This is a genomic window from Sphingobacterium griseoflavum (assembly GCF_014653155.1).
GTDB classification, from domain to species: domain Bacteria; phylum Bacteroidota; class Bacteroidia; order Sphingobacteriales; family Sphingobacteriaceae; genus Sphingobacterium; species Sphingobacterium griseoflavum.
This window is the reverse complement of sequence record NZ_BNAF01000014.1, coordinates 38,468-63,826: the sequence shown is the minus strand read 5'-3', so window position 1 is coordinate 63,826 and position 25,359 is coordinate 38,468. Positions and strand designations below refer to the sequence as shown.

Here is a 25,359-nt window from a genome sequence, read left to right as displayed (position 1 = left end):
TCTTCGTTAGTACAGCAAATTATTATATGGATAACGAACGTTGTGCAGCGCTACCACAATCTCATATAATTTCTCCTTTAACTCTTCCAGATTGGTCTTGTCCGTTGCAGAGATAAAGATAGCGGGATCCGCATTTTTGGCCATCCAGGAGTTTCGGAAATCAGCTAATGTCGTCTTGATCTCTTGCCCCTCCTCATCTGCTGTTACTGCAGGTTGGTATGCGTCAATCTTATTAAAAACGGTGATCACTGGTTTATCCAAAGCTCCGAGCTCTTTCAATGTTTCATTGACCGCGAGGATATGGTCTTCAAAATTAGGGTGGGATATATCGACCACGTGGATGAGAATATCCGCCTCGCGAACCTCATCCAAAGTGGATTTAAAACATTCCACGAGATGATGCGGCAATTTGCGGATAAACCCTACGGTATCGGAAAGCAAAAAAGGCAGGTTGTCAATGACGACTTTTCTAACCGTAGTGTCCAAGGTCGCGAAAAGTTTATTCTCGATCAGGACATCCGATTTGGAAACCATATTCATGATGGTGGATTTTCCGACATTGGTATACCCGACCAAAGCAGCGCGGATGAGCTCTCCTCGATTTTTGCGTTGCGTTTCATTTTGCTTGTCGATTTGCTTCAACCGATCTTTCAACAAGGAGATCTTGTTCAGAATCATACGCCTATCCGACTCAATTTGGCTTTCGCCCGGCCCCCGCATACCAATACCACCACGCTGGCGCTCCAAGTGAGTCCACATACGGGTTAAACGGGGCAATAGATATTGCAGCTGGGCAAGCTCAACCTGCGTTTTCGCTTGCGCCGTTTGGGCATGTCGCGCGAAGATGTCCAAAATAAGATTCGAACGGTCCAAAACCTTAATTTGAAATTCCTTCTCAATATTACGCAGCTGCGAGGGCGATAGCTCGTCATCAAACACAACCATATCGATCCCTTCGGCAACAATGTATGCCTTAATTTCTTCCAATTTGCCACTCCCTACAAAAGTAGCCCTATCCGGATAAGCCAATTTCTGTGTAAAAATGCCCTTATTGACACCTCCAGCCGTTTCAACCAAAAAAGCAAGCTCCTCGAGGTACTCATGGGCTTTCACCTCGGAGCTATCCGGCGTGATCACTGACACCAAAACTGCTGTTTCGGGTTTTATTGCTGTATCGTATATTTTTGTTCTTGCCATATTATTCCACACTAAGTTGATCAATCGTCGTGCAAGGCCATTTCGTCTTCGTTGGCTTGCTATCGATTCGCTTCCACCTTGCTCAAGCCTACAAAGATAATTGTTTTTATCCACTCTTGACATCCACAGGATATTCATCCGGGAGATTTCGGTTCGAATTCCATAAATTTGTATCGTTTATTCGCTGGCTCACTCAAGCTGCCTGAAATAAACGAAGGCGTAATGGAATAACACATGCAAAACAAAAACGTTCAATTCATAGATTGGGGATTGGTTGAATACCAAGAAGCCTGGGACAAACAGGAAGCCGTTTTTTCGGGTACGGTCGCTATCAAGCATGACAATGTAATCAACAAAACAGATCGTGCTACTCCGAATTACCTCATCTTTACCGAGCACCCACATGTTTACACCTTAGGCAAGAGTGGACATCCGGAGTACCTGCTGTTGGACGAGGATGGTCTCCGGGCCAAACAAGCTACTTTTCATAAGATCAATCGTGGTGGAGATATCACCTACCACGGTCCAGGCCAAATCGTAGGTTATCCCATTATTGATCTGGATAATTTTTTCACGGACATCCACCGGTATTTACGCACTTTGGAAGAAGCCGTTATTCGCACCTGTGCAGATTACGGAATCGCAACTGGCCGTTACGATGGCTTCACGGGGGTGTGGATTGATGCAGATAACGATAAGGCAAGAAAGATCTGCGCAATGGGTGTACGTGCATCACGCTGGGTGACCATGCATGGATTTGCCTTTAATGTTAACACAGACCTGAGCTACTTTACGCACATTATTCCTTGTGGAATTGATGACAAAGACGTCACGTCGCTAGCACGCGAGCTCGGCCGCAAACTGGACATGGACGAAGTGAAGGAGATACTTAAAACACATATTGCCGAACTATTTGGCATGCAATTGTTCGAGCATCCACAAAACATACCTTTACCATAAACCATCTTCGATTATTTTCTACAGGCCCTTAGTTCTTGTTCCAATAAACTAACCTGTTGCTCTAGAAGCTTGATGGTTTTTTCCTGAGCGGATACCGCTTGTTGTAAAGCAGCATGCAGTGGCTCGCCTTTTTGATTGCTTTCTACCGAACCATCTCCCTGCTCAGGGCGCGTCACGGATGTGCGCATCATCGTTCCTTCACCCATCAACAGCCAAACAGGGTCGACATCTGGGTATCTTTGTAGAATGGTAACGAGCGTATCTGAACTTAATGCTGACCGCTTTTGCGGCCCTTTAAAATTTGCATAGGATATACCCAAATCTTGAAAAAAACTTACTTTTTGAAGTCCCTTTTGTTTAGCGATATGCAACACGCGTTCCTTTATGGTCATGGTAAGGTTTTTTTTTGGAAACCTTAAGCTTCCTCCGCCTTTGCAAATAAACTTGTTTGGTGAACGCTGCTTTTTTTCAGCTGGGTTTCTACATGCTTCGTTTGGGACAGGGCATGCAAATCAAAAAGCTCAGTTTCTTCGTAACGGGTGGCAACGGAAAGTTTGATATCTGCACAGTGGGGGGCAAAGGTTTGATAAACAAGATCCACCTTATTGTTCTGCCCTGAAAGATGAGATAGGATGAGATGTCGTAGGCGCGGCGTTCGATTTTCGAGAAACACCTCGAGCGAAAGCTTGTTGGAAATATGTCCCCATCCACTGCGAATGCGATTTTTGAGGTAGAAAGAATAGCGCCCCTTCTCCAGCATCTCTTCATCGTAATTCGCCTCCAGCAGCAACACATCAGCATGCTTGACCACATGTTTTACGTTGTCGCATAGTCTTCCTAAATCGGTTAGGATGCCGATGTTAAACATACCATTGCTAATCAGGAAACTGCAGGGTTCTTTGGCATCATGGTATTTCGGGATACCATATACGCTAATAGAACCTATATCGATCTTGGCATTGGGTTGTATGATATGCACTAAGTAATCCGGAAGATGCAAGCGCGACCCTTGGTAGGAACCCGCTGTCAGGTATACCGGTATCTGATACCGTTTGCAAAACACGGATAATCCGCGGATGTGGTCGCTATGCTCATGGGTTATGAAAATAGCCGCAATGCTCGCAGGATCAATCCCGAGCTTACCCATCCGTAACTCCATATGCTTGGTATTGATGCCGACGTCCACGAGCACCGCATCATCCCCATTCGCTACATAATAGCTGTTTCCATTACTTCCTGACGCTAACGCACTATATCTCATAACAAACACCTCCAAAATTAATCATCACGCCTATCGCCATCCCAAGCTGACTCCTGCATCGTCCTAACATTCCGGCAAACTTAATGGGACCTTGATGGCCAATCCGCCATCCGCGGTCTCCTTGTATTTTATATTCATATCCTGCGCGGTCTCCCACATGGTGCTGACCACCGCATCTAAACTAACCTTTGCTTTATCCGGATTGGAATTTAACGCCAATTGTGCGGCGGTTATAGCCTTGACAGCACCCATCGTGTTCCGCTCGATACAGGGGATCTGTACCAAGCCGCCGATAGGATCGCAGGTAAGCCCAAGGTGATGCTCCATCGCAATCTCGGCAGCCATCAATACCTGTCGCTGTGATCCGCCCAAGCATTCGGTCAATGCGCCGGCAGCCATTGCCGAGGACACCCCAATTTCTGCTTGACAGCCACCCATGGCGGCCGATATGGTAGCTCCTTTTTTGAAGATGGATCCAATTTCGGATGCCGTTGCAATAAACTGCGTGATTTTGTCTTCCCCGTAAGCGTTGTGAAAGGTGATATAGTATTGCAATACTGCCGGAATAACACCAGATGCACCATTTGTGGGTGCGGTGACAACCCTTCCGAAGGAAGCATTTTCTTCATTTACGGCCAAAGCGAAACAGCTTACCCAATCCAAGATATAACCGAAATCCTTTCCTCCTTCGCGTATGGCCTCAAGCCAAGAATCGTAATCACGATATGGCCGTCCTTTCAACAGGCGTTGGTTCATCTTGGCAGCCCGACGTTCTACGAGTAGGCCTCCAGGCAATATCCCCGCCGTATGGCAGCCTTTGTAGATGCAATCCTTAATGGTATGGAATATCTGCAGGATGCCAGCTTTGGTTTCTTCTTCATTTCGCCACGACAGTTCGTTCTCCAGCACAAGTTCCGAGATCTTCAACCCGGTACGCATGCACCAAACCATCAACTCTTGTGCCGTATCTACCGGAAAAGGGAGGTCTACCTCGCTCAACACACCATCTGCATCTCCCTCTTGCACCACAAATCCCCCCCCAATCGAATAGTACGTTTCTGAAACTGCCGTACCATCTTCCAAGAATGCTTGAAACGTAACTGCATTCGGATGAAAGGGAAGACTTTCTGCATAGAGAAAAAGCAAATCGGACTGGTAGGAAAAAGGAATATCTCGCTCGCCTCCCAGATTAATACGTCCTGATGTTTTGATGTGATGCACTTTTGGCATCACTTGATAGACATCAAACGTAACTGGGTCATCACCGCTAAGCCCAAGTAAGGTGGCAATATCCGTTCCATGACCGATCCCGGTTTTTGCTAAGGAACCATAAAGCAAGATATGGATGCCGACGGTGCTGTTCAAGACGTTTCTACCTTTTAACACCGTTATAAAACGTTGCGCAGCGCGCCAAGGACCTAGGGTATGCGAACTGGATGGTCCGATACCAATTTTAAACATATCAAAAATAGAGATTCGCTCGTTTGCCATTTCCAAATTTAAGCTCTCACAAAAATATCGTTTTCTATGACAATATCCTCTATTACTAGCCTCAATTTTTAGCAACAACCGTTAGCAATATCCTAACAACTAGCAAATTTCGTTAAAAAATTTGCAGAATGGCTCCTTAGTTTTTTGCGGCTTCCGATCGACATGGGGGCAAATTGTCTCTTATCGAAGCTACGCCCTATACACCATCTACACGAACAATGCGCTAGAGACCATCTCCATATTGAAACTTCTTGTTGATAGTGACGGGCAGTTTGCCCTGGGCTTTGATCTGTCCTAAAAGTAGCTTAACTGCGGCCTTCTGCATAAAACTATCATTCTGATACGCCATGATAATGCCACTGCTTCGATCTACCGAAAGGTTATCCAGCATATACGGATTGGTAAACATGAGGGTGATCGTCCGTCTACCGGCAAGCTTATCGATAAACTCGCGAACATCTTCGGACAAGTCTGATTCACTTCTAGGGCGGGATCTGTTGTCGTGTATGGCAAGTAAGATTTGTCTAGCACCTCGAATCTGCTTCAACAAATCTTTTAATTCTTCCTCTGTCTCTTTGCCGGTAATATAAAAGTGGTTCTTTTCCGTGAGCTGCGTCGCTATTTCCTTCTCGAAATCCTGTGCCTGTCCGATACCGACCGATACAATAGCTGTTTCCGCGCGACGATCAAATGTTTTCATGCGCCTATCGGCTTTCAATACGGTTACAGCAGCATCCGCTAGGCGCTGTACCAGTTGTTTCGCGGGATTGCCGTTTAGGTCGCTATATAGCTGCTGCATGGGCACAGGCCGGTACTGGTGCAGCCCCACCCAATATTTAGCAGCAAGCACACGCTTAACGCGCTGATCTAAATCCGCCTGTTTGATCCGTCCGCTTTTAACAGCCTTTTCTACCAGATCAATAGCGCGCGCGCTGTTTTCAGATACTTCCAATAAATCATGACCCGCTTCGATTGCCATAACATCCGCCTCCCCATTTGGAAAAAACTTCTTCACACCGTTCATATCCATGGCATCAGTCACTGTAAGCCCTTTAAACCCCAGCTCTTTTCGCAGCAAGTCTGTTACTACTTTCTTCGATATAGAAGAAGGGATATTGGGTGAAGCGTCGAGCGCCGGAATATGCATGTGTGCCACCATGATCGCTGGAGCCCCCGCCTTTATCAAGGCTCGAAACGGAAAAATCTCCAACGTATCCAAACGTTTTTTTGAAAAATTTAGCTGTGGAAGGTCGTGGTGCGAATCGACATCGGTATCTCCATGCCCTGGAAAGTGTTTCAACGAAGCAATAATTCCTCCGTCGACCATGCCATCCATATATGCCTTTGCCTTCCGTGTAACGTTATGTTTGTTATCGCCAAACGAACGAAAATTGATAACCGGATTTTTGGGATTATTGTTAATATCCACGACGGGCGCAAAATTAAAATGCATGCCAAGACGCTGGAAATCACGCGCTACTTGGCGTCCCATTTCATAGATTAGGTGTTCATTCTGTATCGCACCAAGAGTCATTTGGTAGGGATAAGACAACGTAGAGTCCGGCATGCGCATGCCAAGTCCCCACTCTCCATCATACGTAATTAATAATGGAACCTTGCTTAATTTTTGATATTGATTAAACATTTGCGCATGACGCACCGGACCGCCCTGAAAGACAACTAAGCCGCCCAACTGTTCTTTCCGGATAACTTGTGCCACAGAGTCGATATACTTCTTGCCCAAATTCGTATGTGCGCGTACAAGAAATAATTGCGCAATACGCTCTTTTGCGCTCAACTTACTGAACACAGAATCTACCCAAGCATTTTTGCTGTTTATTGCCTGCACGAAATCAGGCCTCTTCTGCGCTTGTGCAGTAACAACAAGGAAAGCACCCACCAAAAAAAGCAAAAGTTTTTTAATCATAGCTAGTCTTTTATCGCTTCGAATATACGCCAAATAATAAAGAAGTCAAATTTTTGCATGTTTAAAATGAAATCGCGCAAAAATACGCACTACAGAAGTTCGTATTTTTTCTCTAGGAGTTGGGACAAAACGACACCGTTGTTAATATCTCCGCTAGCCTCCCGCTTCCATAACATATCGATCAGCAGCAACAGCAACTGTGTTTCCAACTCGGGGTCTCGATACCCAAGTTCCGTAAAAGCTTTAACCAAAACAGGTTGCACAGGCTTCATAAACTGTTCATGCTGTTGTTTTGAAAACGTATTGTGCGAAAGCCGCTCCTGAAGCTTCCAAAAAAGAGGTTCCTCCGCCACCAATTTACTAGGCAGGAAAATCATATTCTGCAGGAACTCCTTCGGGTTCCTGTAAGTCATCATACCCCGATGATGGGAAAGCACGCGACGATAACCTGCTTTAATAATATGGGCAAGGAGTGAATCTTTATTGCCAAAATGTTTGAAGATCAGCGCCTCAGAAACGCCGGCTTCTACAGAGATTTCTTTCGTTGACGTATCCACGTAGCCTTTCGTAGCAAAAAGCGAAAGCGCCACTTTCATTATTTTCTCCTTACGGCTTAACGTCGTATCTTTCATGCATTATATTTTTACAAAGATATTAATTTTACTATGCGCTAGATGCTTTTTAGCAAGCCCCTAGATACCGTACATCGCCCGAAACATTTCTTTAAAGCTGCTATCCTAACACGAAGCGGCGACTATCATTTGCTCCGTTCTTTCGGGCAGGATGAGATTCCTATTCCGTAAGTAAAGCATTCGACCTGCGAAAATCATCAAACAATGAGGTTGGGTAAGACAAAAGAGCGTTATCCACAAACTGTACCTCCTTCGGCGCGAAATAGATCCAGTTTGGTCGCGAACAGGTGAGGATCAATCGCGCGGGTAGCCTCCAGGACAATAGCAGTCTTAAACCCTTTTCTTAAACTATCCATCGCCGTAAAAAACACACAATAATCGGCAGCAACGCCACAAACATGCACTTCATCAACTCCCTTCGCCTGCAAATAACCCGCCAGGCCCGTATCCTTCCGATATCCATTATCAAAAAACCCAGAATAACTATCTATTTCCCGATCCATGCCCTTCCGGAAAATAGCCGCTACGAGGTACGTATCCAGATCGGCTGCGATCCCCGCACCAACCGATCCTTGTACGCAATGGTCCGGCCAAATCACTTGTTCGAGACCTTGCACAGTAATTTTATCGTAAAGGTTGGATTCCGGATGCTGAGAAACAAAACTTTGGTGGTCGGGGGGATGCCAGTCTTGGGTGGCAACGACCACATCATAATTCCCCTGGATTCGATTGATTGGCGCAATGACTTGATCGCCTTCAGGAACTGGTAAGCGGCCATTCGGCAAAAAATCATACTGAACATCGACTATGATGAGTGCTTTCATCCGTCCAATTTAATCAATCGTCAACATATATCCAATGCTGCGAATATTGGTAATCTTAATGCGTTGGTCTTTTGACAGGTATTTGCGTATCCGACTGATGAAAACATCCAGACTACGTCCCGTAAAATAAGTATCGTCATTCCAGTATGCACGGATAATCTCCTCTCGCGGTACCACTTCATCCTTATGCTCATAAAGCCGACGCAACAGCTCCACCTCTCGGAAGGATAGCTTCTCTTGTGTATCGCCCATCGCCAGCGTAGATTTGACGGTGTCCAAGGTAAAGTAACCGATATGGTATTGCCTTTGTGCCTGTCCTATAATTACCTTTTTTGTGAGGGCTTCGATCCTTACAATGAGCTCTTCGATTTTGAAAGGCTTACGTACATAATCGTTTGCCCCGAGGTGAAACCCTTTGACCACATCTTCGGTTTGTGTCATGGCCGTCAAGAATAAAATAGGCGTATGCATGTCTATTTTGCGAATTTCCTGCGCAACAGAAAATCCGTCCATCATAGGCATCATGATATCCAACACCACAATATCCGGCTTTTTATGTTTAAATGCAATAACGGCATCACGACCGTTCTGCTTGTGGACTATGCGAAAACCGTGGGCTTCCAAACTGTCCGCCACAATCAATGCCAAGCTTGTTTCGTCTTCTACATACAATACCTCAACCATTTTTTTACGTTTTGGGGATGCTGATTGTAAATATACTACCTTTTCCCATTTCACTATTGACACGGATGCGACCGCCATGCTGCTCGACAACATGTTTCACGTATGCAAGGCCCAATCCAAATCCTTTCACCTCGTGCACAGTGCCTTCCGGCACTCGGAAAAACACGTCAAAAATTCGGGGAATATGTTCTGCAGGAATTCCTTTCCCTTTATCCGCGATGCGCAAAACGATGTAACCAGCCTGCTCTTTCACATCGACGCTTATCTGAACAGGATCACCCGAATATTTCACCGCATTGTCCAGCAAATTGCCCAGTACATTTTTTAGATGGGCTTCGTCGGCAGACATAACCAAATGCTCCACTGCGGGGTCGAACAAGATCTGCACATTTTTCTGCGTAGCGATCCGCGTTACCTCGAGGCAACTTCGCACAAAAGGGATCATATCGAATGTACTTTTTACCAATCTTATGCGGTGTGTCTCATCCACGTCGAGCTCTAGTACGCGCTCGATCATGTCGTTCAAATGCTCTAGCTCGGTTTTAGAGATCTCCAAATAGTTGTGCATACGCTCTTTGTCATCTTTCGCCACGAAGCGCTGCAGCGCCTCTACAGCGGCCATCACCGTAGACACAGGAGTCTTCAACTCATGTGTCATATTATTTACGAAGGCCTTGCGCAGTACGGCTGCCTGATTTTGCTTTTTTATGGTCTTCAAAAGGTATATAAATGTGCCAATCAATGCGGTAAGCAAAAGCAACGAGAAAAAGAATTGTGCGCCTAGCTGCATACCTAAGTAGGGCCATGGGTTCTCAAATTTGGCAAGTAGGAACTGCTCGTTTTCTGGATTGATCAGAATAGGTCGAGTAAATAAGAAAGCTTGCTTCTTTCGATCTTGAATATAACTATCGAAATGCTCGCGAGGAATAACAGCGGTGGAAAGCTGGAACTTGACTTGAATACCGTTTCTAGCCAATGTATTCGCCAATCGCGCTTCTAAGGTATCCAGCAACTGTTCGTTAAAATCCATTTTCTCCAACAGATACAACGGCAACAACTCATTAGGGGCCTCTTTGCTACGCTCGCCTTCGTTCCCACGCCGGCCTCTGCCACGACGGAAGTCTGCTGTATCGAGAAATGTCCGCATCGGCGCCAAATCCAAATCCGGGTAGACCGAACCCAGCAAATTCAGTAGGCCTTTGTGCCTGCGCTGGCTTTCCAGACTATCAGTTCGCGCACGTTTGGGGGATTCGGCAAACTCGTTTTGATAATATTTTTGCAGCACATTGAACAGGGAACGTTCCGCGCTACCGAGAAATAATTCGCGCTCGCTCTTATAGCTACCAAAAAGCCAAAAAAGCAACACGAACGCTATGCCAGTAGCCGTTAAAACGATCAACGTCAGCAGGATTTTATACTTTTTTAACATTATTAATGCAAATTTAAATTAGTAGATTTGCAACGCACAAGTAATCGGGCAGTTTTAACAAAATATAACACTGATTAACAATTCGCTGGAACAACAGCGGGGATATTATGTTTAAAAAGCGTTGAAACGAGGTTTTGTCCGCCGTGGAAGCTACGGCATTTTAACAAAATATAACACTCGTTAACTATTCTATTTGATTACTTTTGCTAGTCAAACAATAAGTATGAATCAATTTTTAAAGAGAAGTATTACCTTTTTTGCACTGCCAGTTTTTATACTAATCATTGCGGGGGCATGCGATAAAGATATGAGTGTGATGTTGGATAATAGCGCCACGAATAATGTGGGCGTTTCTTTTATCGACTCATTTAGCATCCAAACTTCTACGGTTCAACTGAACAACATGCCCTCGGCAGGGAGGGGCAGTATACTCGTTGGTAAAGCTGCAGACAGCCGTTTTGGCGAAGTGAAAGCAACCTCCTATTTCCGGATTGGTTTTTCGAGTATTGCAAACGACATACCTGATGCCGCGGTATTTGACTCGTTAAATCTGGTATTGAGACCCAACACAAACCGTTACTATTTCGGGGACACCACGAAAACACAACGCTTAAGTGTTCACCGACTCGAACAAGTGCTAGAAACAAAGACCTTAACGGGAGGCGTTCAAAATACTGCGTTGCCGATTTACGTAACAGGTCCATCCATTTTTAACGATCAAACTTTCGATTACAGCCCGACCAGCATCGGCGCAATCAGTTTCGCACCTCGCGTACGGAGTTTGGATTCTTTGAATATTCGTTTAGATCCTTCGCTCGGGCAGGAATTTTTCGACCTCATCAAGACGAATGATCTGCGCGTGTCCTCTAATGAAAATTTTCGAGATTACTTCAAAGGGCTAGTCCTTGTTCCTGATGAAGACAACAGTGCCGTTGTAGCGTTTGGTTACGATTCTGTACAAGTGAAAATCAATTATACGTACGTCGGTACCGACGGTTTCAAAAGATCGGGCTATAAAATATTGAATCTTGTTGATGGAAACTTACAATTTAACCATCTCGACTATGACCGTACGGGAACTATATTTGAACCGTTGACAGCAACGAACCGCGAATTGACAAGCAGTGCCACGGCGGGACTCACTTACCTGCAATCTGGGACGGGCGTTGTAGCGAAAGTGGAGTTTCCTTCGTTAAAAGAGTTTTTACAGGATGAAAACATTTCGATCAATAAAGCTGAACTCGTTATCGAGACCAGCTCACCTGCGAATACGATGTACCCTATTCCGGGAACCTTGGTGCTACTAGTTGCAGATTTTAATGGCGTACCTGTTTCGATTGTACAACCATTAGTACCTACGCAGCAGCAACCTTTTCTACTTTCTTTTTACCAAGTAGGAGATCAAATGGGAAGAAATGGTAAGTATACATTTAACATGCTTTCCTATATGAAAAACTTGAAGTCAACATCGTTCTTTGATAATACGTCCTTGTATATAAGCTCCGTGATTCCAGCAGACTCAAGGACCTTCAGCAATTTCGATACGGCACTCATCGCCGTAGAGAATGCGAAACCAAAAATAAAATTGAATATATTGTACACTAAATTTAGATAATTTATGAATAAGAAGAATTGGCTATTGTTAATCTTAGCCTGCACTATTGCTTTTACATCGTTCAACTCGTGCAAGAAAGATAATGATGAGGATACGACCGATACGGGACCAACAGAATGGGTAAGATCGATTGTTTTTAAAAACGATCCTAGAAATGGGGCAGCTTCTTTCACTATTGGCAACGAAGCCTATGTGGTAGGTGGGTTTGTCAGAAATGAGGGAGTCGTTAACGATGGTTCTAGTTTCAATGGTTCTACGTGGACGGATATTACGGATTTCCCCGGCGAAGCACGCCAAATGGCCGTAGGCTTCTCTATTAATGGCAAAGGCTATGTAGGAACCGGATCTACGGGCACTGAAGATCTCGATGATTTCTATAGCTACGATCCAGCAACCAAGGTATGGACCGCTATCGCTCCTTTTCCCGGCAAAGCCCGTTATGGTGCTGTAGCCTTCACTTTAGGGAACTATGCTTATGTGGGACTTGGATCAACCCGCACAGATGCTAAATTCAGCGATTTCTATCGTTATGATCCTGCAACAAATAGCTGGTCGGAAATTCCTGTGCCATTCAAATATAAGAAAGCCTTCGCTTTCGCTTTCGTTATCGGAGACAGAGCTTACGTAGGTGGTGGATATGCAAATAGTTCTACCCTTCCTGAAGACTTTTATGCATTCGATGGTACTAATTGGACGCCTCTCGCTGATTTGAATCGCAACGACGACACCTATACCTACGATGCTAGAAAATATAACGCTAGTGCTTTCGTAATTGGTAATGCAGGCTATGTTGTGAGTGGACGTGGTACTGGATCCGGCATTACAGCAACGGTATGGAAATATGAGCCTGCCTCCGATTCATGGACAGACAAGCATCAATCGCTTCCTGCAGATGCGCGTGAAAAAGCTGTAGGATTCGCCTTAAATGGAAAAGGCTATATCACTACAGGATTAAATGGTGCTTTTATATTCGATAACACTTGGGAATTCACACAAGTACGCTAATCGTTAATAAATAAAAAAAGCGGACAATTACAAAGTTGTCCGCTTTTTTTGGCTTCAGAGAAATGTTCGACGCTCATCGTCTGTCTATTTCTCACATAGCTATCTTCATTCTCCCTTGGGAGCCTAAAGGAATAGCGCTTTAACTTATATCAGCTCATTCGGGACATTAAACCCATCCGCCATCAAGCTATGTCGCTATGCCAATGTCCCTGCAAAATTTGGTGCGCCCTGGGTAGCCAAAAAGATTGGGTACTAAAAAGGCTACCCCTTCGAGTAGCCTCAAAATTTCAAGACGTACTCCGTCTAGATCATGCCTCTTTTATTTAATAACTCTGCAATCTGCACAGCATTTGTTGCAGCGCCCTTCCGCAAGTTATCCGCTACCACCCAAAGGTTCAACGTTTTGTCTTGCGATTCATCGCGACGGATACGGCCGACTAGCACTTCATCTTTGCCGTGTGCATCTTTCGGCATAGGATATTTTAGATTCGCAGGATCATCGACAACGATCACCCCCTCCTGCTCGGCCAATAGCCTACGTACATGTGCAACGTCAAAATCATGTTCGAATTCAATATTAACAGATTCGGAGTGTCCTCCCATAACTGGAATACGAACCGTTGTTGCTGTTACCCGAATACTGTCGTCGCCCATAATCTTGTTCGTTTCCTTGATCATTTTCATTTCTTCTTTCGTATACCCGTTCTCTTGGAATACATCGATATGCGGAATAACATTCAAATCGATCGGATAAGGATAAGCCTTCTCGCCTTCCTTTCCTGCCCGTTCATCCATTAACTGGGTAACCGCCTTGACGCCTGTTCCCGTTACAGACTGATATGTCGAAACGACAACACGCTTGATCTTATACTGTTGGTGTAACGGTTTTAGCACCACAACCATTTGGATTGTCGAACAGTTCGGATTCGCGATAATCTTATCTTCAATAGTTAACACATCGCCGTTCACTTCAGGAACGACCAGCTTTTTGGTTGGATCCATACGCCAAGCGGATGAATTATCCACTACGGTTATTCCAGCTTCTGCATAAAGCGGCGCAAACTCGGTTGAGGTGTCACCACCAGCGGAAAACAAGGCGACTTGCGGTTTCATTGCAATAGCTTCGGCTGGTGTCACGACCTTATACTTCTTCCCCTTAAACTCGATCTCCTTACCCTTACTCTTCTCGGAAGCGACTGGAATCAACTCTGTTACTGGGAAATTACGTTCTGCTAAAACGGTCAAAATCTCTGACCCAACAAGGCCCGTTGCGCCTACTACTGCAACTTTCATAGTTAAATTTGTTTTGTTTGTATGTGAATGATTAAATTTTTTGTAAATTTATTTCAAGGAACCAAACATACGAAATAAGCCGCTCCTTTTATAATTTATTATGTAAAATTTATCAAAAGTTTCGCCCGAAATTTTTTAAATTATGTAAAATCATGCTCTATCTAATAAAAATTAGACAAATTTGCGCGTTGTTTTTTTCAATATTATCAATATTGACTACCCAGGCACAATCCGGTTTGGTCATCACAGAATTGATGCCGCACCCGCTACCTACAGCTTTTCTTGACAGCGAGTATATCGAGATCTATAACAATAGCTCGCAAGTTATCACACTCCAACACTATACCTTGCAGGTAGGTAATTTTAGGGTTCCTTTAGCCGATTATTATTTAGCACCGGGACAGTATATGCTGCTTGTTGACGCCGCTGTGGCTCCCAAATTTGCTCGATTCGGAAATGTCATGCCTTTGAGATCCTGGCGTGCACTTCAAAACGTCGCCGGGTCGGTCTCGCTGTTGGATAAAGGTCACAATGTCGTCGATCATGTACTATACAGCAACGCGTGGTACGAACTGCGCGAGAAAAAGAATGGTGGCTGGAGCTTAGAGCGGATCAACCCAAACCTCGCCTGCAACAACAGCAACACGTGGCGGGCCTCGGAAGCCCGGAATGGGGGAACACCCGGACAAAGAAATTCGGTATGGAATGCACAGTACAACCCCACCATCACCTTCCCTTCCCTGCAGATTACCGACAGTCGTATCGTCTTGCATTTTGCGTCCCCTACAGACGGCATTACTTTCGGTAACGATACGCGCATAGTTTTTGAACCGGCGGAAAACTCAATTGTACGATATGAGCTTAGTACGGATAGTCTTGTTTTATACACAGATAGGCCCATAAAATGGGATGAACCGACCGAAATACGGCTACAGGATATACTTTATTGTGGACAACTGACGACGACAGCTGTCTCGATTTTCCGAGCCTCCCCGACGCGATACAATGATTTGGTCGTAAACGAAGTGCTCTTCGACCCGAAAGCCGGTGGGGACGACTTTGTCGAGTTGTACAACCGATCCGGCAGGATCATCAACCTCCGCGGATGGCAGATCGGCCAGCATACCATCAGTTCGGAAGACCATTTTATCGAAGTTGGCGGCTACCGGGCACTCACCACATCGCCAGACCGTCTCCAGCAGGATTATCCCCATTCGGTTCGGGAAAACATGATTGCAATGCAAGCCCTACCGGCCTATCCAAACACACGGGGCACCGTGTTGCTGTCCAAAAATAGTACCTTGGTAGACAGTCTTTTCTATCAAAGCACGATGCACCAGCCATTTTTGGCCAACGTGAGAGGAATCTCCTTGGAAAGACAATCCAGTGAGGAAGACACCAACAGCAAAGGAAATTTCAGTTCAGCATCCACGTTGGTGGGTGGTGCAACCCCCGGATACCGAAACTCGACCGATGTGGAAAAAAAAGTGAAAAAAAATTCCTGGTGGCTCGATCGAAAAACCTTTTCGCCAAGTGGCAATGGATCGGAAAGCAGACTTGTTTTTAATTATGCGTTTTCGGAACGTAACCCGATGCTAAACCTGACAATTTACGATAGCAACGGAAGAGTAGTCAACCGATTGATTCGTAACAAAAGTGCAGGTTTGGCTGGTGAAGTCATCTGGGATGGGCGGAATGAACAGGGTACGCTATGTCCTGCTGGCATCTATATTTACCAATCCGAAATACACACATCAGAAGGTCATTATCAACAGTTTAAAGGCAGTTTTGTGTTAATCCACGCGGGGAAATAGTATGTGCAGTTGCGCAAAAAATGACCTATCTTTGCAGCAATGAAAGAGCGTATTATTATGATTGGGGCAAATGGTCAAATCGGATCAGAATTGGCCGCTGCCCTCCGCCAAAAATTTGGCAACGAAAATGTCATCACTTCCGATATTAGGGAGCCTAACAATCAGAAAGAAGGTGAGATCTTCGAAACGATTAATGTATTGGATAAGGAGGCGCTAAAATCCTTATTTCAAAAATATAAACCCACGCAGATTTATCTGTTGGCGGCTATGCTGTCTGCCACGGGCGAGCAGTATCCGCAGAAAGCTTGGGATTTAAATATGAATGGGCTGCTTCATGTGCTGGACCTAGCCCTCGAGCTCGGTATCAAAAAAATATTTTGGCCAAGCTCTATCGCCGTCTTTGGGCCGCACTCCCCAAAGATCGATACAGCACAATATTGCATTATGGACCCAACCAGCATCTATGGTATCAGCAAACTTGCTGGAGAACGTCTCTGCGAATATTACCATCTTCGCTATGGCCTTGACATCCGCAGCATCCGCTATCCAGGCATTATCTCATGGAAGACTGCACCGGGAGGAGGCACTACGGATTATGCGGTACATATCTTTTTTGAGGCTTTAAAGCACGGAAAATATGCATCCTTTCTCTCTGCCGACACAGCGTTGCCGATGCTTTACATGGAAGATGCCGTTCGCGGAACCATCGCTTTGATGGATGCGCCTAGTGAACAGATCCGTATTCGATCCAGTTACAATCTGGCGGGACTATCTTTTACCCCAGCTGAAATAGCCGAAGAAATTAAAAAAATTCTTCCTAATTTTGAAATGTCCTATGTCGACCATGACCCCCGACAAGCCATAGCGGATTCTTGGCCTGCAAGTATCGATGATTCTTCTGCGCGCAAGGATTGGGGGTGGAAGCCAAGATTTGATTTGGAAAGCATGACAAAGGACATGATTGAAAACCTCAAAAGAGACTTATAGAAAATGGGTAGAGCCTTTGAATTCAGAAAAGAAAGAAAATTTAAACGCTGGGCCAAAATGGCCGTACAGTTTACACGTTTAGGGAAAGAAATCGCAATGGCCGTGAAAGAGGGTGGCCCTCACCCGGAGAACAACTCGCGCTTGCGCACGGCTATACAGAATGCGAAGGCGGTAAACATGCCAAAAGACCGTGTAGAAGCTGCTATCAAACGTGCTTCAGAAAAAGATGCCAAGGGTTACGAAGAATATGTTTATGAAGGATATGGCCCGCATGGTGTCCCGGTTTTGATTGAAACCGCTACGGACAACACCAACCGAACGGTCGGTAATATCAGAAGTTATTTTACAAAAGCAGGTGGCTCTTTAGGGAAAACAGGGTCGCTGGATTTTATTTTCCAACGCAAGTCCATCTTCCGCTTTAACGCCTCGGAAGAAACAGACGTTGAAGAGCTGGAGTTGGAACTGATCGACGGCGGATTGGAAGAGCTCTACGTAGAAGCAGATGAAGAAGGAAATGACATCGTTGTCGTACAGACATCCTTCGAAGATTTCGGAAATATGCAAAGTTTGCTTGAAGAAAAAGGCATTGACGTGCAGTCTGCGAAATTGGAACGTATTGCTTTATCCCATACAAACATTAGTGAGGAGCAAGCGGCCGAGGTACTAAAGATGATTGATAAAATTGAAGAAGATGATGATGTGCAGGCCGTTTACCATAATATGGAGTAAGAACGGACATAAAAAATAAAAAGAGAGGGCTAGGGTCAGCCCTCTTTTTTTGTGGAGGATAAAATCTCTACATCCTTCCCTATTTCTCCCGGCGCGCGGTTGGGCCCCTCCTAGATAGCCTATCTAAGCGTTATTTTGCCGTGATGAGGTCTTTAACTCTCCACTTGAACATATTACTATGCAAAATACATCGGTTTTTTTTAGTAAAATTTATTAAATTTAGCACTTGGAGATGACGACATTTGAGGATTTTTTCGCGAAAAAGAAAATTGATATTTTGCTTTTAAGGAGTGAGGAGCTAGCTTTGTACGAAGAGTTTAGGCTGCACTATGCCCAAATGGGTGAGAAAAGTTTCGATCATACCAAGAAATTTTGGTTTAACAAACTACGTAAAAAGTATTTGTTAATCGAACCTGAAGTTGAAAAATCGGCTCCAACGGTTATTGCTAAAGCGGATGCACCAGCGCCAGTATTAGAAAGTGTGACAAAAAAACCGACCGGGTTTAAACCACGGTTTAGAAACGCCAGCATGAACCCGACGGATGTACCCCAAGAGGAAATCAATTCGAAGGAAAACAGCCTGACGCAGAAGGAAAAGGAAACGCCAGAAACGGAAGCGATAACGGAGTCGCAACCAAACAAACCGGCAGGATTCAAGCCGCGCTTTAAAGCTGGCGTAACCAAACCGGCAACGCCAGAACCTGCGCAAAAACCGGATGCACCGACGGAACTGTCTGAAACCGACGCAAAACCCGAGCAGCCCAACAAACCGGCAGGATTCAAGCCCCGCTTTAAAGCTGCCGTAACCAAACCGGCAACGCCAGAACCTGCGCAAAAACCGGATGCACCGACGGAACTGTCTGAAACCGACGCAAAACCCGAGCAGCCCAACAAACCGGCAGGATTCAAGCCCCGCTTTAAAGCTGGCGTAACCAAACCGGCAACGCCAGAACCTGCGCAAAAACCGGATGCACCGACGGAACTGTCTGAAACCGACGCAAAACCCGAGCAGCCCAACAAACCGGCAGGATTCAAGCCCCGCTTTAAAGCTGGCGTAACCAAAAGTAAACCCACCGACGAAAATCGGTCAGAATAATCATGCAATAGCTATCAACAAATAATCGTTAGAATTATGTTAAAGGAAGAAAGACAAGCCTATATCATTCACCAGATAAACTTACATAACAAGGTGTTATCGTCGGACTTGAGCGTGCAGCTCAACGTTTCGGAAGATACCATTAGGCGGGACCTCAACGAATTGGCAGAAAACGGGCAAGTATTGAAAGTTTACGGGGGAGCTTTATCAAAGTCTTTCCAGTTTCCATTCCAAGAAGGAAATGTTTATGCTAAAGAATCCAAAAAGGATATTGCCAAGAAGGCCCTTTCGCTGATCAAAAACGGGATGACGGTTTTGGTCGGCGGCGGCACAACTATGATCGAATTAGCGCGGTTGGTTCCCAATGAAATACAATGCACATTCTTTACGATTAGTCCTTTGGTGGCGTTGGAGTTAGCAGAAAAGGAAAACATTGATGTGATACTGGTTGGTGGTAAGCTATCCAGAAATACCAACATCGTTACCGGATCCCAAGTGATCAATGAGCTGTCAGATTTACGTGTAGATCTTTGTCTATTGGGAACGAATAGTCTTTCTTTGGACGAAGGTATCACGGATTCCGATTGGGAAGTTGTGCAGATAAAGAGAGCGATGATTAAATGTTCGAAGAACTTAGCCATCTTGAGCATTACAGAGAAGTTGAACTCCAACCAAAAGATGCGTGTTGCGCCGTTACGGGACGTATCTTATCTCGTTACCGATCTTGATCCAGCGCATCCGAAATTAAAGGAATTTGCAAAGCTGATAACAGTCATATAGTCACTGTTTTTTACGCAACTTTTGGATTGCCCGACGAACGATCCAAAAGTTGCTTTCTATCTCCATGTTGTGCCATAAGAGGTCGTAGTCGATATTTCTATGGAAAAGCAATCGCTTTATATGCTTCGCCAAAGCCTTAAGCGAATATTGGACAAGCCCGTTAAAAGGCTTCGCGTAATAGTTTCGGTGATGCTGCAGCCATTGTTCAACAGCGATCTGATCCACATAGTTTTCATAAGCCGCCGTATGCTGAAGCTTCTCATTCAGCCGCGCCAATTGTTGTTCCGTTTCCATCCTAGGCATCAACGACAGCCTATTCCCCTGCTTTGAAACAAGAAACAGATCGGCTTGCACAATCTGTTTGCGATCGACAACCAACTGGAGCGCGCCACCAGTATTCCAGGCCGTGGTTTTAGAGATGCCGTCAAAATAGAAGTTACCAAGGCTATAAAAAATACGCTTACCCCTATAGGTTTCATGCCCCTGGACAACATGCGGATGATGCGCGATAACCATATCTGCACCACGATCGATAAGCTCTCGATATCGCTGTCTCCACTCTGGAATAGGCACATCTACCATTTCTACGCCAGCATGGACTTGCACAATTAAGATGTCTACCTGATCCTTGTAGGCGATAAGATCCTCGTCCACGCGGGTGCTATTGACCCAAGCGTGGCCATAATCCCTATCGCCGTTGAGAGCCCCAAAACCATTTTCGCCATAGGCAACAAAACCATAGCGTACCCCTTCGACCTCTTTAACCAATAACGCATATGCCTCCTCTTCGCTGCCCGCGCCAATAACGTTTGCTCCAAAAGCCTGTCGGGTATGCGCTAACCCCTCGGCGCCATAATCTAAAATATGATTATTGGCCATAGCAAACATGTTGAACCCAAAATCTTGAAGCCATTCGGCCGACTGAGCCAATTGATTGATCAGGGGGCCTGTCTTCTTTACAGCAGCACCGAATCCTGAAAGCGGCGCTTCGACGTTGCAGCAACAGATATCCTGTTCTCGTATTAAAGCCTGTAGGTCTTGCGATAAGACGGGTGATGATTGCAACACCACATCGCCTACGAAAAGTAATTTATGAGGCATTTCGTTTTTTTAACATAATTTCTATGGGCTTTAACGTAATGTATGCGAAATAAGCCCTTAAAAGCCCGTTTTTAAAACCCAACATTTTTAATCCTTCTTTGATTTTCGGCGTATGCATCAACCGTTGGAATATCTTCTCCTTCGGTCCAATGTTTACAATCCTACTGTTGATCCATGCTAGATAAGCTGGCTGTATGATCTCCCGCAAGATGCCGCTATCAAGAGGTTCTAATGGATGATGGAGCAGGGCATAATAGTTTAGCGAATTTTGATAGGTATAATGATGCTTTTCCTCTTCGAATAAAACATTGTTTGCGCTAAAAAAATCACGCTGCCACTGCCGGTTGCTCTTTCTTTCAGCTGGAAGGTTTAGCATGGCTAGCGCAATGTCTTCGTCCAAAAAGGGCGAGTAGCCAGGAAAGCCATACGCCTCGGGAACCTTAATAAGGTATTGCAAGAGCATCATCTTTGTTCGCATAGCGGTAATTATCCGGTATTGCGGCTGCTGGAGTTCATACTTTTGGGCGTCAAATATAGGCTCCACCAAGGATCGATAATCGATCCCGGTGGCGAGAGCCGCATCAGCACTCATGCCGTGCGTATAACCCAGCTTCAAGTAGGAGTATGGGTCCGTTATGGGTGGCACATGAACCGCGCCAGCCCAAGCGTCGCCGATTATACCACTCAACAGCTGTAGTTTTTTAGGCCTTTCCTGTGCCGCAATCCGCTCATAAAATTCCATGTGATAGGTGCCCGAAGCTCCCACGGACGGGCCAAAGAGCGTATACCACTCGTTCATGTAGCGGTTGAATCCACCAAGGTCAACGCGATTCCACGATGTTCCCAATCTGGTAGATAAGGTCTGCGCATAAACCGCTTCGCGTGACATCTGCTGATTGAAAGACGTGCCATAAGTATATGAACGGATTCTCTTCTTGTCATGTATGACCAGATTCATCAGCCGCGAATCAAATCCACCACTCGTGGGAATGAGTATATCCCCCGAAAAACTGTCTGCCCATTGATTCACCGCAGTCGATATCATCCCGAGCACATCATCCTCCCGACTTTTAACACCTATTCTTTGCAAGGCGCTGTCCTCTCCTTTTTGAACAAACAGCTGGCCGTCCACGCAACGAATAACTTCATGAGGAAGCAAGTAATGCACATTTTTGACCGGCGTCCGCCCGAAAACACAGTAGCCATAATCAAGATAAGCAGACAGCCCTTCTACATCAATTTCCAAATTAGCGTAGTCGATCACTTCGTCGATCTCTTTACTATACTTCTTGTTTTTTAGGTTGTAAAAAACAGTATCATAACCTATCCAATTTCCTTTTGCAACTTCCATGCTATCGTTTCGCTAATTTGCTCTTTAAAAGTTGTAACAACTCCATCCATATTTCGTTTTTACCTATATGGCTACATAAGACATATATCGTGACGAATGTAATGCTTTGCAGAAGTAGAAGTAGCACCGTCGAAACGTACCCGAAGTAGTTGAAAACAGCCACGGCTCCGCCAAAAGCCACGAGACTGCTCGAAAAAGTTCCCGCTAAGTCATGAATCTGACGAGCAAAGGAATAACCGTAGATTTTACCGCTTAAGCATGTGCTTGCAACAAAGAAAACCAACCGTATCACAATTTGTCCATATATGATAGCCAAGATACCATGTTTATAGGTTCCTAGCAAAAGCCCAATGGCCAAAACAACCTTAAGCAGCTCCATCCATAAGGTGTAGGTAGATTTGCCTTTAATATTCAGAAAATTAACGTTTAGATCCGTAAGTGATATAAAAATGCCAGCGAAACAGAGCAGTTGAAAATACAATATAGAGTTTACCCAGTTATCCGTTAGGAAAAATACGATTGCTGGCCGGCCAACAGCGATGGCAAGTAGGCTTACGGGAAACAAGACAAAACCCAATGTCTTCATGGATTTCCGACAAGCATTCAAAAAGCGGGGGTAATCATCTTGGATGGGCGCCAGCGTAGATAGCGTCGTGCCTTGGATGATCGAGGAGATCGTCAAGTTAGGCATTTCCCCCCATTTATTACCTTGCTGATAGAAGCCGGTCTGGGCTAGCGTAAAATTTTTCCCGATAAACGAATAATAAATATCAGAGAATATTTTTCTAAGCATGCTTCCTGCCATAAAAGTCAAAGAAAACTGCAAATGCCTTTTCAGCACTTTTGCAGAAAAAAACAAATTGGGCTGCCAGTCTCCCCAAATCCATAACATGGCAGTACGGAAGGAAGAATATAATACGGGTTGCAGTAAGATTGCCCACACCCCGAAACCAAGCAGTGCCAGCGTGATAACAAGCGAACCTGAAAATACGATGGCGAAGACATTTATCCGCGCTGTCTCTTTAAAGGCAAACTTTTTCAGTAGCTTGACATATTGAACGATACCGAGGGAATGTATAATGAGCTGCAGAAAGAGAACACGCGCATAAACCGCCAACCCGTCGATACCGTTAAAACTTTCGATATAGGGCGAGACACAGAAAAGTATGGCATAGAGCAATACACTAACGAATAGATTGAAGACAAACATGCTGGAATAGTCCTGCTCATCTACTTTAGGAGATCGCACCAATGAAGTGGCCAAGCCACTGTCAACAAAAGTGGTGCTTATGGTCATAAAGATCAGCAGCACCGCCAACACACCAAAGTCATCAGGGTTGAGTATACGCGCCGTGATGACGCCCACCACCGCCGTAACCAATTGGTTACCAAATCGATCTACAGCATTCCAAAATAATCCCTTTAGCGTATTTTGTTTGGCATTCTCGTTCATGAATGGTCTTAAAACGACAAAGTTAGCAAACATCTCCATGTGACGTAGATAAAAAGCAGCAAAAAGAAACCAAAACTGGAATTACTTTATATCTTTGATTTTTAGGAATGATTGTAACGCGATGCTAGCACCTATTGTCTTATTTGTCTACAACCGGCCCAAACACACCAGAAAAACGCTGGTCGCGTTGGAGAAGAACCTCTTGGCGTCGCAATCCCTTCTTTACATTATTGCGGATGCTCCTAAGAATGCTGATGCTGTAGAAGCGGTGAATCAGGTTCGCTCGATTATTCGCGAGCCATGGCACTTTAAACACATCACCATTATCGAGCGCAGCCGCAACTGGGGGCTAGCAGAAAATGTGATTGATGGCGTGACGAAAATCATCAACGAACATGGGCAGGCAATTGTACTGGAAGATGATCTTGAAACATCGCCTTATGCTTTGACCTATTTCAACGATGCCCTGACACGATACGCAGCGGAGGAACGAGTCATGGAAATAAGCGGCTATATGTATCCGGTGCAATACCCGAAAAGACTCCCCAAAACATTTTTTTTTCGTGTCGCCAACAGTTGGGGATGGGCAACGTGGAAGCGTGCTTGGGATAAATTCAATCCAGACATCGATCAGCTAACCAAGGACTTTAGCCGATCGGACATCAAGCGATTCAGCATAGATGGTAGCGAAAACTTCTGGAAGCAGGTCAAAGCTTATCAGGCGGGGAAAATCAATTCTTGGGCCATCAGGTGGTACCTATCTATTTTCCGGGCAGGCGGACTGGCGCTATATCCGCGCGAATCTATGGTGCAAAACATTGGCACCGACGGTTCGGGCACACATTCTGACCTAGACAACGTCTATCAGGTAGAGCTTGCCCAAAGCAAAATCAAGTATTTCCCCGCAGAAATAGAAGAAAACAAGAAGGCTTACGAGGCCATAAAGCAGTTTTATGCAACCCGAAAAGGATCCTTACCCGAAAGATTGCTCCGATACGTCTACAAGCATTGGCAGAAGCGATTTGGCAAGAGCTAAATGCGTTGCCCATCTTCGAACACCATCGTGCGTATCGTTTTGGCGATCAACCGATAACCGGCATCAACCATGAATCGGTATATCTCGGAATCATCAAGCTGTAACAAATCAACGGCATCTTCCACCAATACAAATTTCGGCCGATATCGCTTCCAGTCGTTAGACTGCAGCACAATGAGATCGAAACCTTCTGCATCAATTGTCAAGAAATCTATCTTTTGCCCCTTCGGAAGATGGATATCCAACACCTCGGAAAGCGGCAGCGTCTTCACCGAGATGGTCTTAAGCAAATGATACCGCGCATGCGTGTGGTCACGCGCTTCCGACAGTTCTTTTGAGAAACCATTCAAGGCTGGCTCGTTAAAGCAATAATAGGTGAGTTCCTGCGGACTATCACTGATGCCGATATTTAAATTGATATCCCTACGACGAAAGAAACGGAATAGACCCAAAACCTGCGGCGAGGGTTCGATGTTTATACCGCGCCAACCTTGGCTATAAAAATACTTGGTATTAGAAAAACGATAAGGATGATGCGCACCAACGTCTACATAGTAACCCTTATAGCGCTTCACATTTTCATAGAAACTACGAATGATCATGTCCTCACCATCTTGCGAATATGAGCGCGAATGAAAAAATTTATCGATTGGAATATATTTTAGTATCGTCTTCTTCAGCGAGACCATCATAA

Annotated in this window: 23 protein-coding genes; 9 read left to right on the top strand and 14 right to left on the bottom strand. The window is 45.1% G+C overall.

From position 1 onward, the window contains the following. Positions 1-6: 6 nt before the first annotated feature. Positions 7-1,197, bottom strand: coding sequence for a GTPase HflX (hflX, locus tag IE165_RS16490; protein WP_189627752.1), 1,191 nt, complete (start codon positions 1,195-1,197; stop codon positions 7-9). A gap of 234 nt (positions 1,198-1,431) precedes the next feature. Here hflX and lipB point away from each other — a divergent pair, with 234 nt between their 5' ends. After that, positions 1,432-2,157 carry a lipoyl(octanoyl) transferase LipB gene (gene lipB / locus IE165_RS16485; protein ID WP_189627751.1) on the top strand — a complete coding sequence of 242 codons (726 nt, stop codon included), beginning with the start codon at positions 1,432-1,434 and terminating at the stop codon, positions 2,155-2,157. 11 nt (positions 2,158-2,168) lie between these two features. Here lipB and IE165_RS16480 read toward each other — a convergent pair whose 3' ends face one another. From IE165_RS16480 to IE165_RS16445, 8 genes are all read right to left on the bottom strand, one after another. Continuing rightward, complete coding sequence (locus IE165_RS16480) at positions 2,169-2,549, bottom strand: hypothetical protein (protein ID WP_189627750.1); 381 nt, start codon at positions 2,547-2,549, stop codon at positions 2,169-2,171. Between the two features lie 23 nt (positions 2,550-2,572). After that, positions 2,573-3,418, bottom strand: a complete 846-nt coding sequence (locus IE165_RS16475; RefSeq protein ID WP_189627749.1) for an MBL fold metallo-hydrolase — start codon at positions 3,416-3,418, stop codon at positions 2,573-2,575. 63 nt (positions 3,419-3,481) lie between these two features. Beyond that, entirely contained in the window at positions 3,482-4,909 is a 1,428-nt protein-coding gene (locus tag IE165_RS16470; RefSeq protein ID WP_189627748.1) for an L-serine ammonia-lyase, read from the bottom strand. 223 nt (positions 4,910-5,132) lie between these two features. Continuing rightward, positions 5,133-6,836, bottom strand: a complete 1,704-nt coding sequence (locus tag IE165_RS16465) for a glycoside hydrolase family 3 protein (RefSeq protein ID WP_189627747.1) — start codon at positions 6,834-6,836, stop codon at positions 5,133-5,135. Positions 6,837-6,925: 89 nt separating this feature from the next. Beyond that, entirely contained in the window at positions 6,926-7,468 is a 543-nt protein-coding gene (locus tag IE165_RS16460) for a TetR/AcrR family transcriptional regulator (RefSeq protein WP_189627746.1), read from the bottom strand. A 230-nt stretch (positions 7,469-7,698) separates the two neighbouring features. Continuing rightward, a complete protein-coding gene (pncA, locus tag IE165_RS16455) occupies positions 7,699-8,292 on the bottom strand; it encodes a bifunctional nicotinamidase/pyrazinamidase (protein WP_189627745.1) in 594 nt (197 codons plus the stop codon). Positions 8,293-8,301: 9 nt separating this feature from the next. After that, positions 8,302-8,976, bottom strand: coding sequence for a response regulator transcription factor (locus tag IE165_RS16450; protein WP_189627744.1), 675 nt, complete (start codon positions 8,974-8,976; stop codon positions 8,302-8,304). Positions 8,977-8,980: 4 nt separating this feature from the next. Further along, on the bottom strand, positions 8,981-10,405 hold the full coding sequence (locus IE165_RS16445; protein WP_189627743.1) for a sensor histidine kinase: 1,425 nt from the start codon (positions 10,403-10,405) through the stop codon (positions 8,981-8,983). 223 nt (positions 10,406-10,628) lie between these two features. Here IE165_RS16445 and IE165_RS16440 point away from each other — a divergent pair, with 223 nt between their 5' ends. Together IE165_RS16440 and IE165_RS16435 are read left to right on the top strand one after the other, a co-directional pair. Further along, entirely contained in the window at positions 10,629-12,020 is a 1,392-nt protein-coding gene (locus tag IE165_RS16440) for a DUF4270 family protein (protein WP_189627742.1), read from the top strand. Positions 12,021-12,023: 3 nt separating this feature from the next. Then, positions 12,024-13,025, top strand: a complete 1,002-nt coding sequence (locus tag IE165_RS16435) for a Kelch repeat-containing protein (RefSeq protein WP_189627741.1) — start codon at positions 12,024-12,026, stop codon at positions 13,023-13,025. Positions 13,026-13,328: 303 nt separating this feature from the next. Here the strand turns inward: IE165_RS16435 and IE165_RS16430 are convergent, their stop codons facing one another. Then, the gene (locus IE165_RS16430) at positions 13,329-14,318 is read right to left on the bottom strand and encodes an aspartate-semialdehyde dehydrogenase (RefSeq protein ID WP_189627740.1); all 990 of its coding nucleotides are present in this window, start codon (positions 14,316-14,318) and stop codon (positions 13,329-13,331) included. Between the two features lie 212 nt (positions 14,319-14,530). Between IE165_RS16430 and IE165_RS16425 the strand changes: the two genes are divergently transcribed. The 5 genes from IE165_RS16425 (at position 14,531) to IE165_RS16405 (ending at position 19,724) form a co-directional block, all read left to right on the top strand. After that, a complete protein-coding gene (locus IE165_RS16425; protein ID WP_189627739.1) occupies positions 14,531-16,132 on the top strand; it encodes a lamin tail domain-containing protein in 1,602 nt (533 codons plus the stop codon). Between the two features lie 39 nt (positions 16,133-16,171). Next, complete coding sequence (locus IE165_RS16420) at positions 16,172-17,119, top strand: NAD-dependent epimerase/dehydratase family protein (protein WP_189627738.1); 948 nt, start codon at positions 16,172-16,174, stop codon at positions 17,117-17,119. Positions 17,120-17,122: 3 nt separating this feature from the next. After that, positions 17,123-17,848 (top strand): YebC/PmpR family DNA-binding transcriptional regulator, encoded by a 726-nt coding sequence (locus IE165_RS16415; RefSeq protein ID WP_189627737.1) that lies wholly within the window; start codon positions 17,123-17,125, stop codon positions 17,846-17,848. 232 nt (positions 17,849-18,080) lie between these two features. After that, positions 18,081-18,944 (top strand): hypothetical protein, encoded by an 864-nt coding sequence (locus tag IE165_RS16410; RefSeq protein ID WP_189627736.1) that lies wholly within the window; start codon positions 18,081-18,083, stop codon positions 18,942-18,944. A 36-nt stretch (positions 18,945-18,980) separates the two neighbouring features. Further along, positions 18,981-19,724, top strand: a complete 744-nt coding sequence (locus IE165_RS16405) for a DeoR/GlpR family DNA-binding transcription regulator (RefSeq protein WP_189627735.1) — start codon at positions 18,981-18,983, stop codon at positions 19,722-19,724. Here IE165_RS16405 and IE165_RS16400 read toward each other — a convergent pair whose 3' ends face one another. Genes IE165_RS16400 through IE165_RS16390 form a run of 3 tightly spaced genes read right to left on the bottom strand, consistent with a single transcriptional unit; the run spans position 19,725 to position 23,629 of the window. Next, entirely contained in the window at positions 19,725-20,825 is a 1,101-nt protein-coding gene (locus IE165_RS16400) for a CapA family protein (protein WP_189627734.1), read from the bottom strand. Next, positions 20,815-22,176: a hypothetical protein gene (locus tag IE165_RS16395; protein ID WP_189627733.1), complete on the bottom strand. Its 1,362-nt coding sequence runs from the start codon at positions 22,174-22,176 to the stop codon at positions 20,815-20,817. The genes IE165_RS16400 and IE165_RS16395 overlap by 11 nt, the downstream gene beginning before the upstream one ends. A gap of 1 nt (position 22,177) precedes the next feature. Beyond that, on the bottom strand, positions 22,178-23,629 hold the full coding sequence (locus IE165_RS16390) for a lipopolysaccharide biosynthesis protein (RefSeq protein WP_189627732.1): 1,452 nt from the start codon (positions 23,627-23,629) through the stop codon (positions 22,178-22,180). A 121-nt stretch (positions 23,630-23,750) separates the two neighbouring features. On the opposite strand from IE165_RS16390, the gene IE165_RS16385 reads away from it, so the two are divergent. Beyond that, complete coding sequence (locus IE165_RS16385) at positions 23,751-24,665, top strand: glycosyltransferase family protein (RefSeq protein WP_189627731.1); 915 nt, start codon at positions 23,751-23,753, stop codon at positions 24,663-24,665. Here the strand turns inward: IE165_RS16385 and IE165_RS16380 are convergent. Further along, positions 24,662-25,357 (bottom strand): FkbM family methyltransferase, encoded by a 696-nt coding sequence (locus IE165_RS16380; protein ID WP_229826603.1) that lies wholly within the window; start codon positions 25,355-25,357, stop codon positions 24,662-24,664. The two genes, IE165_RS16385 and IE165_RS16380, sit on opposite strands and share 4 nt — an antisense overlap. Between the last annotated feature and the right edge of the window lie 2 nt (positions 25,358-25,359).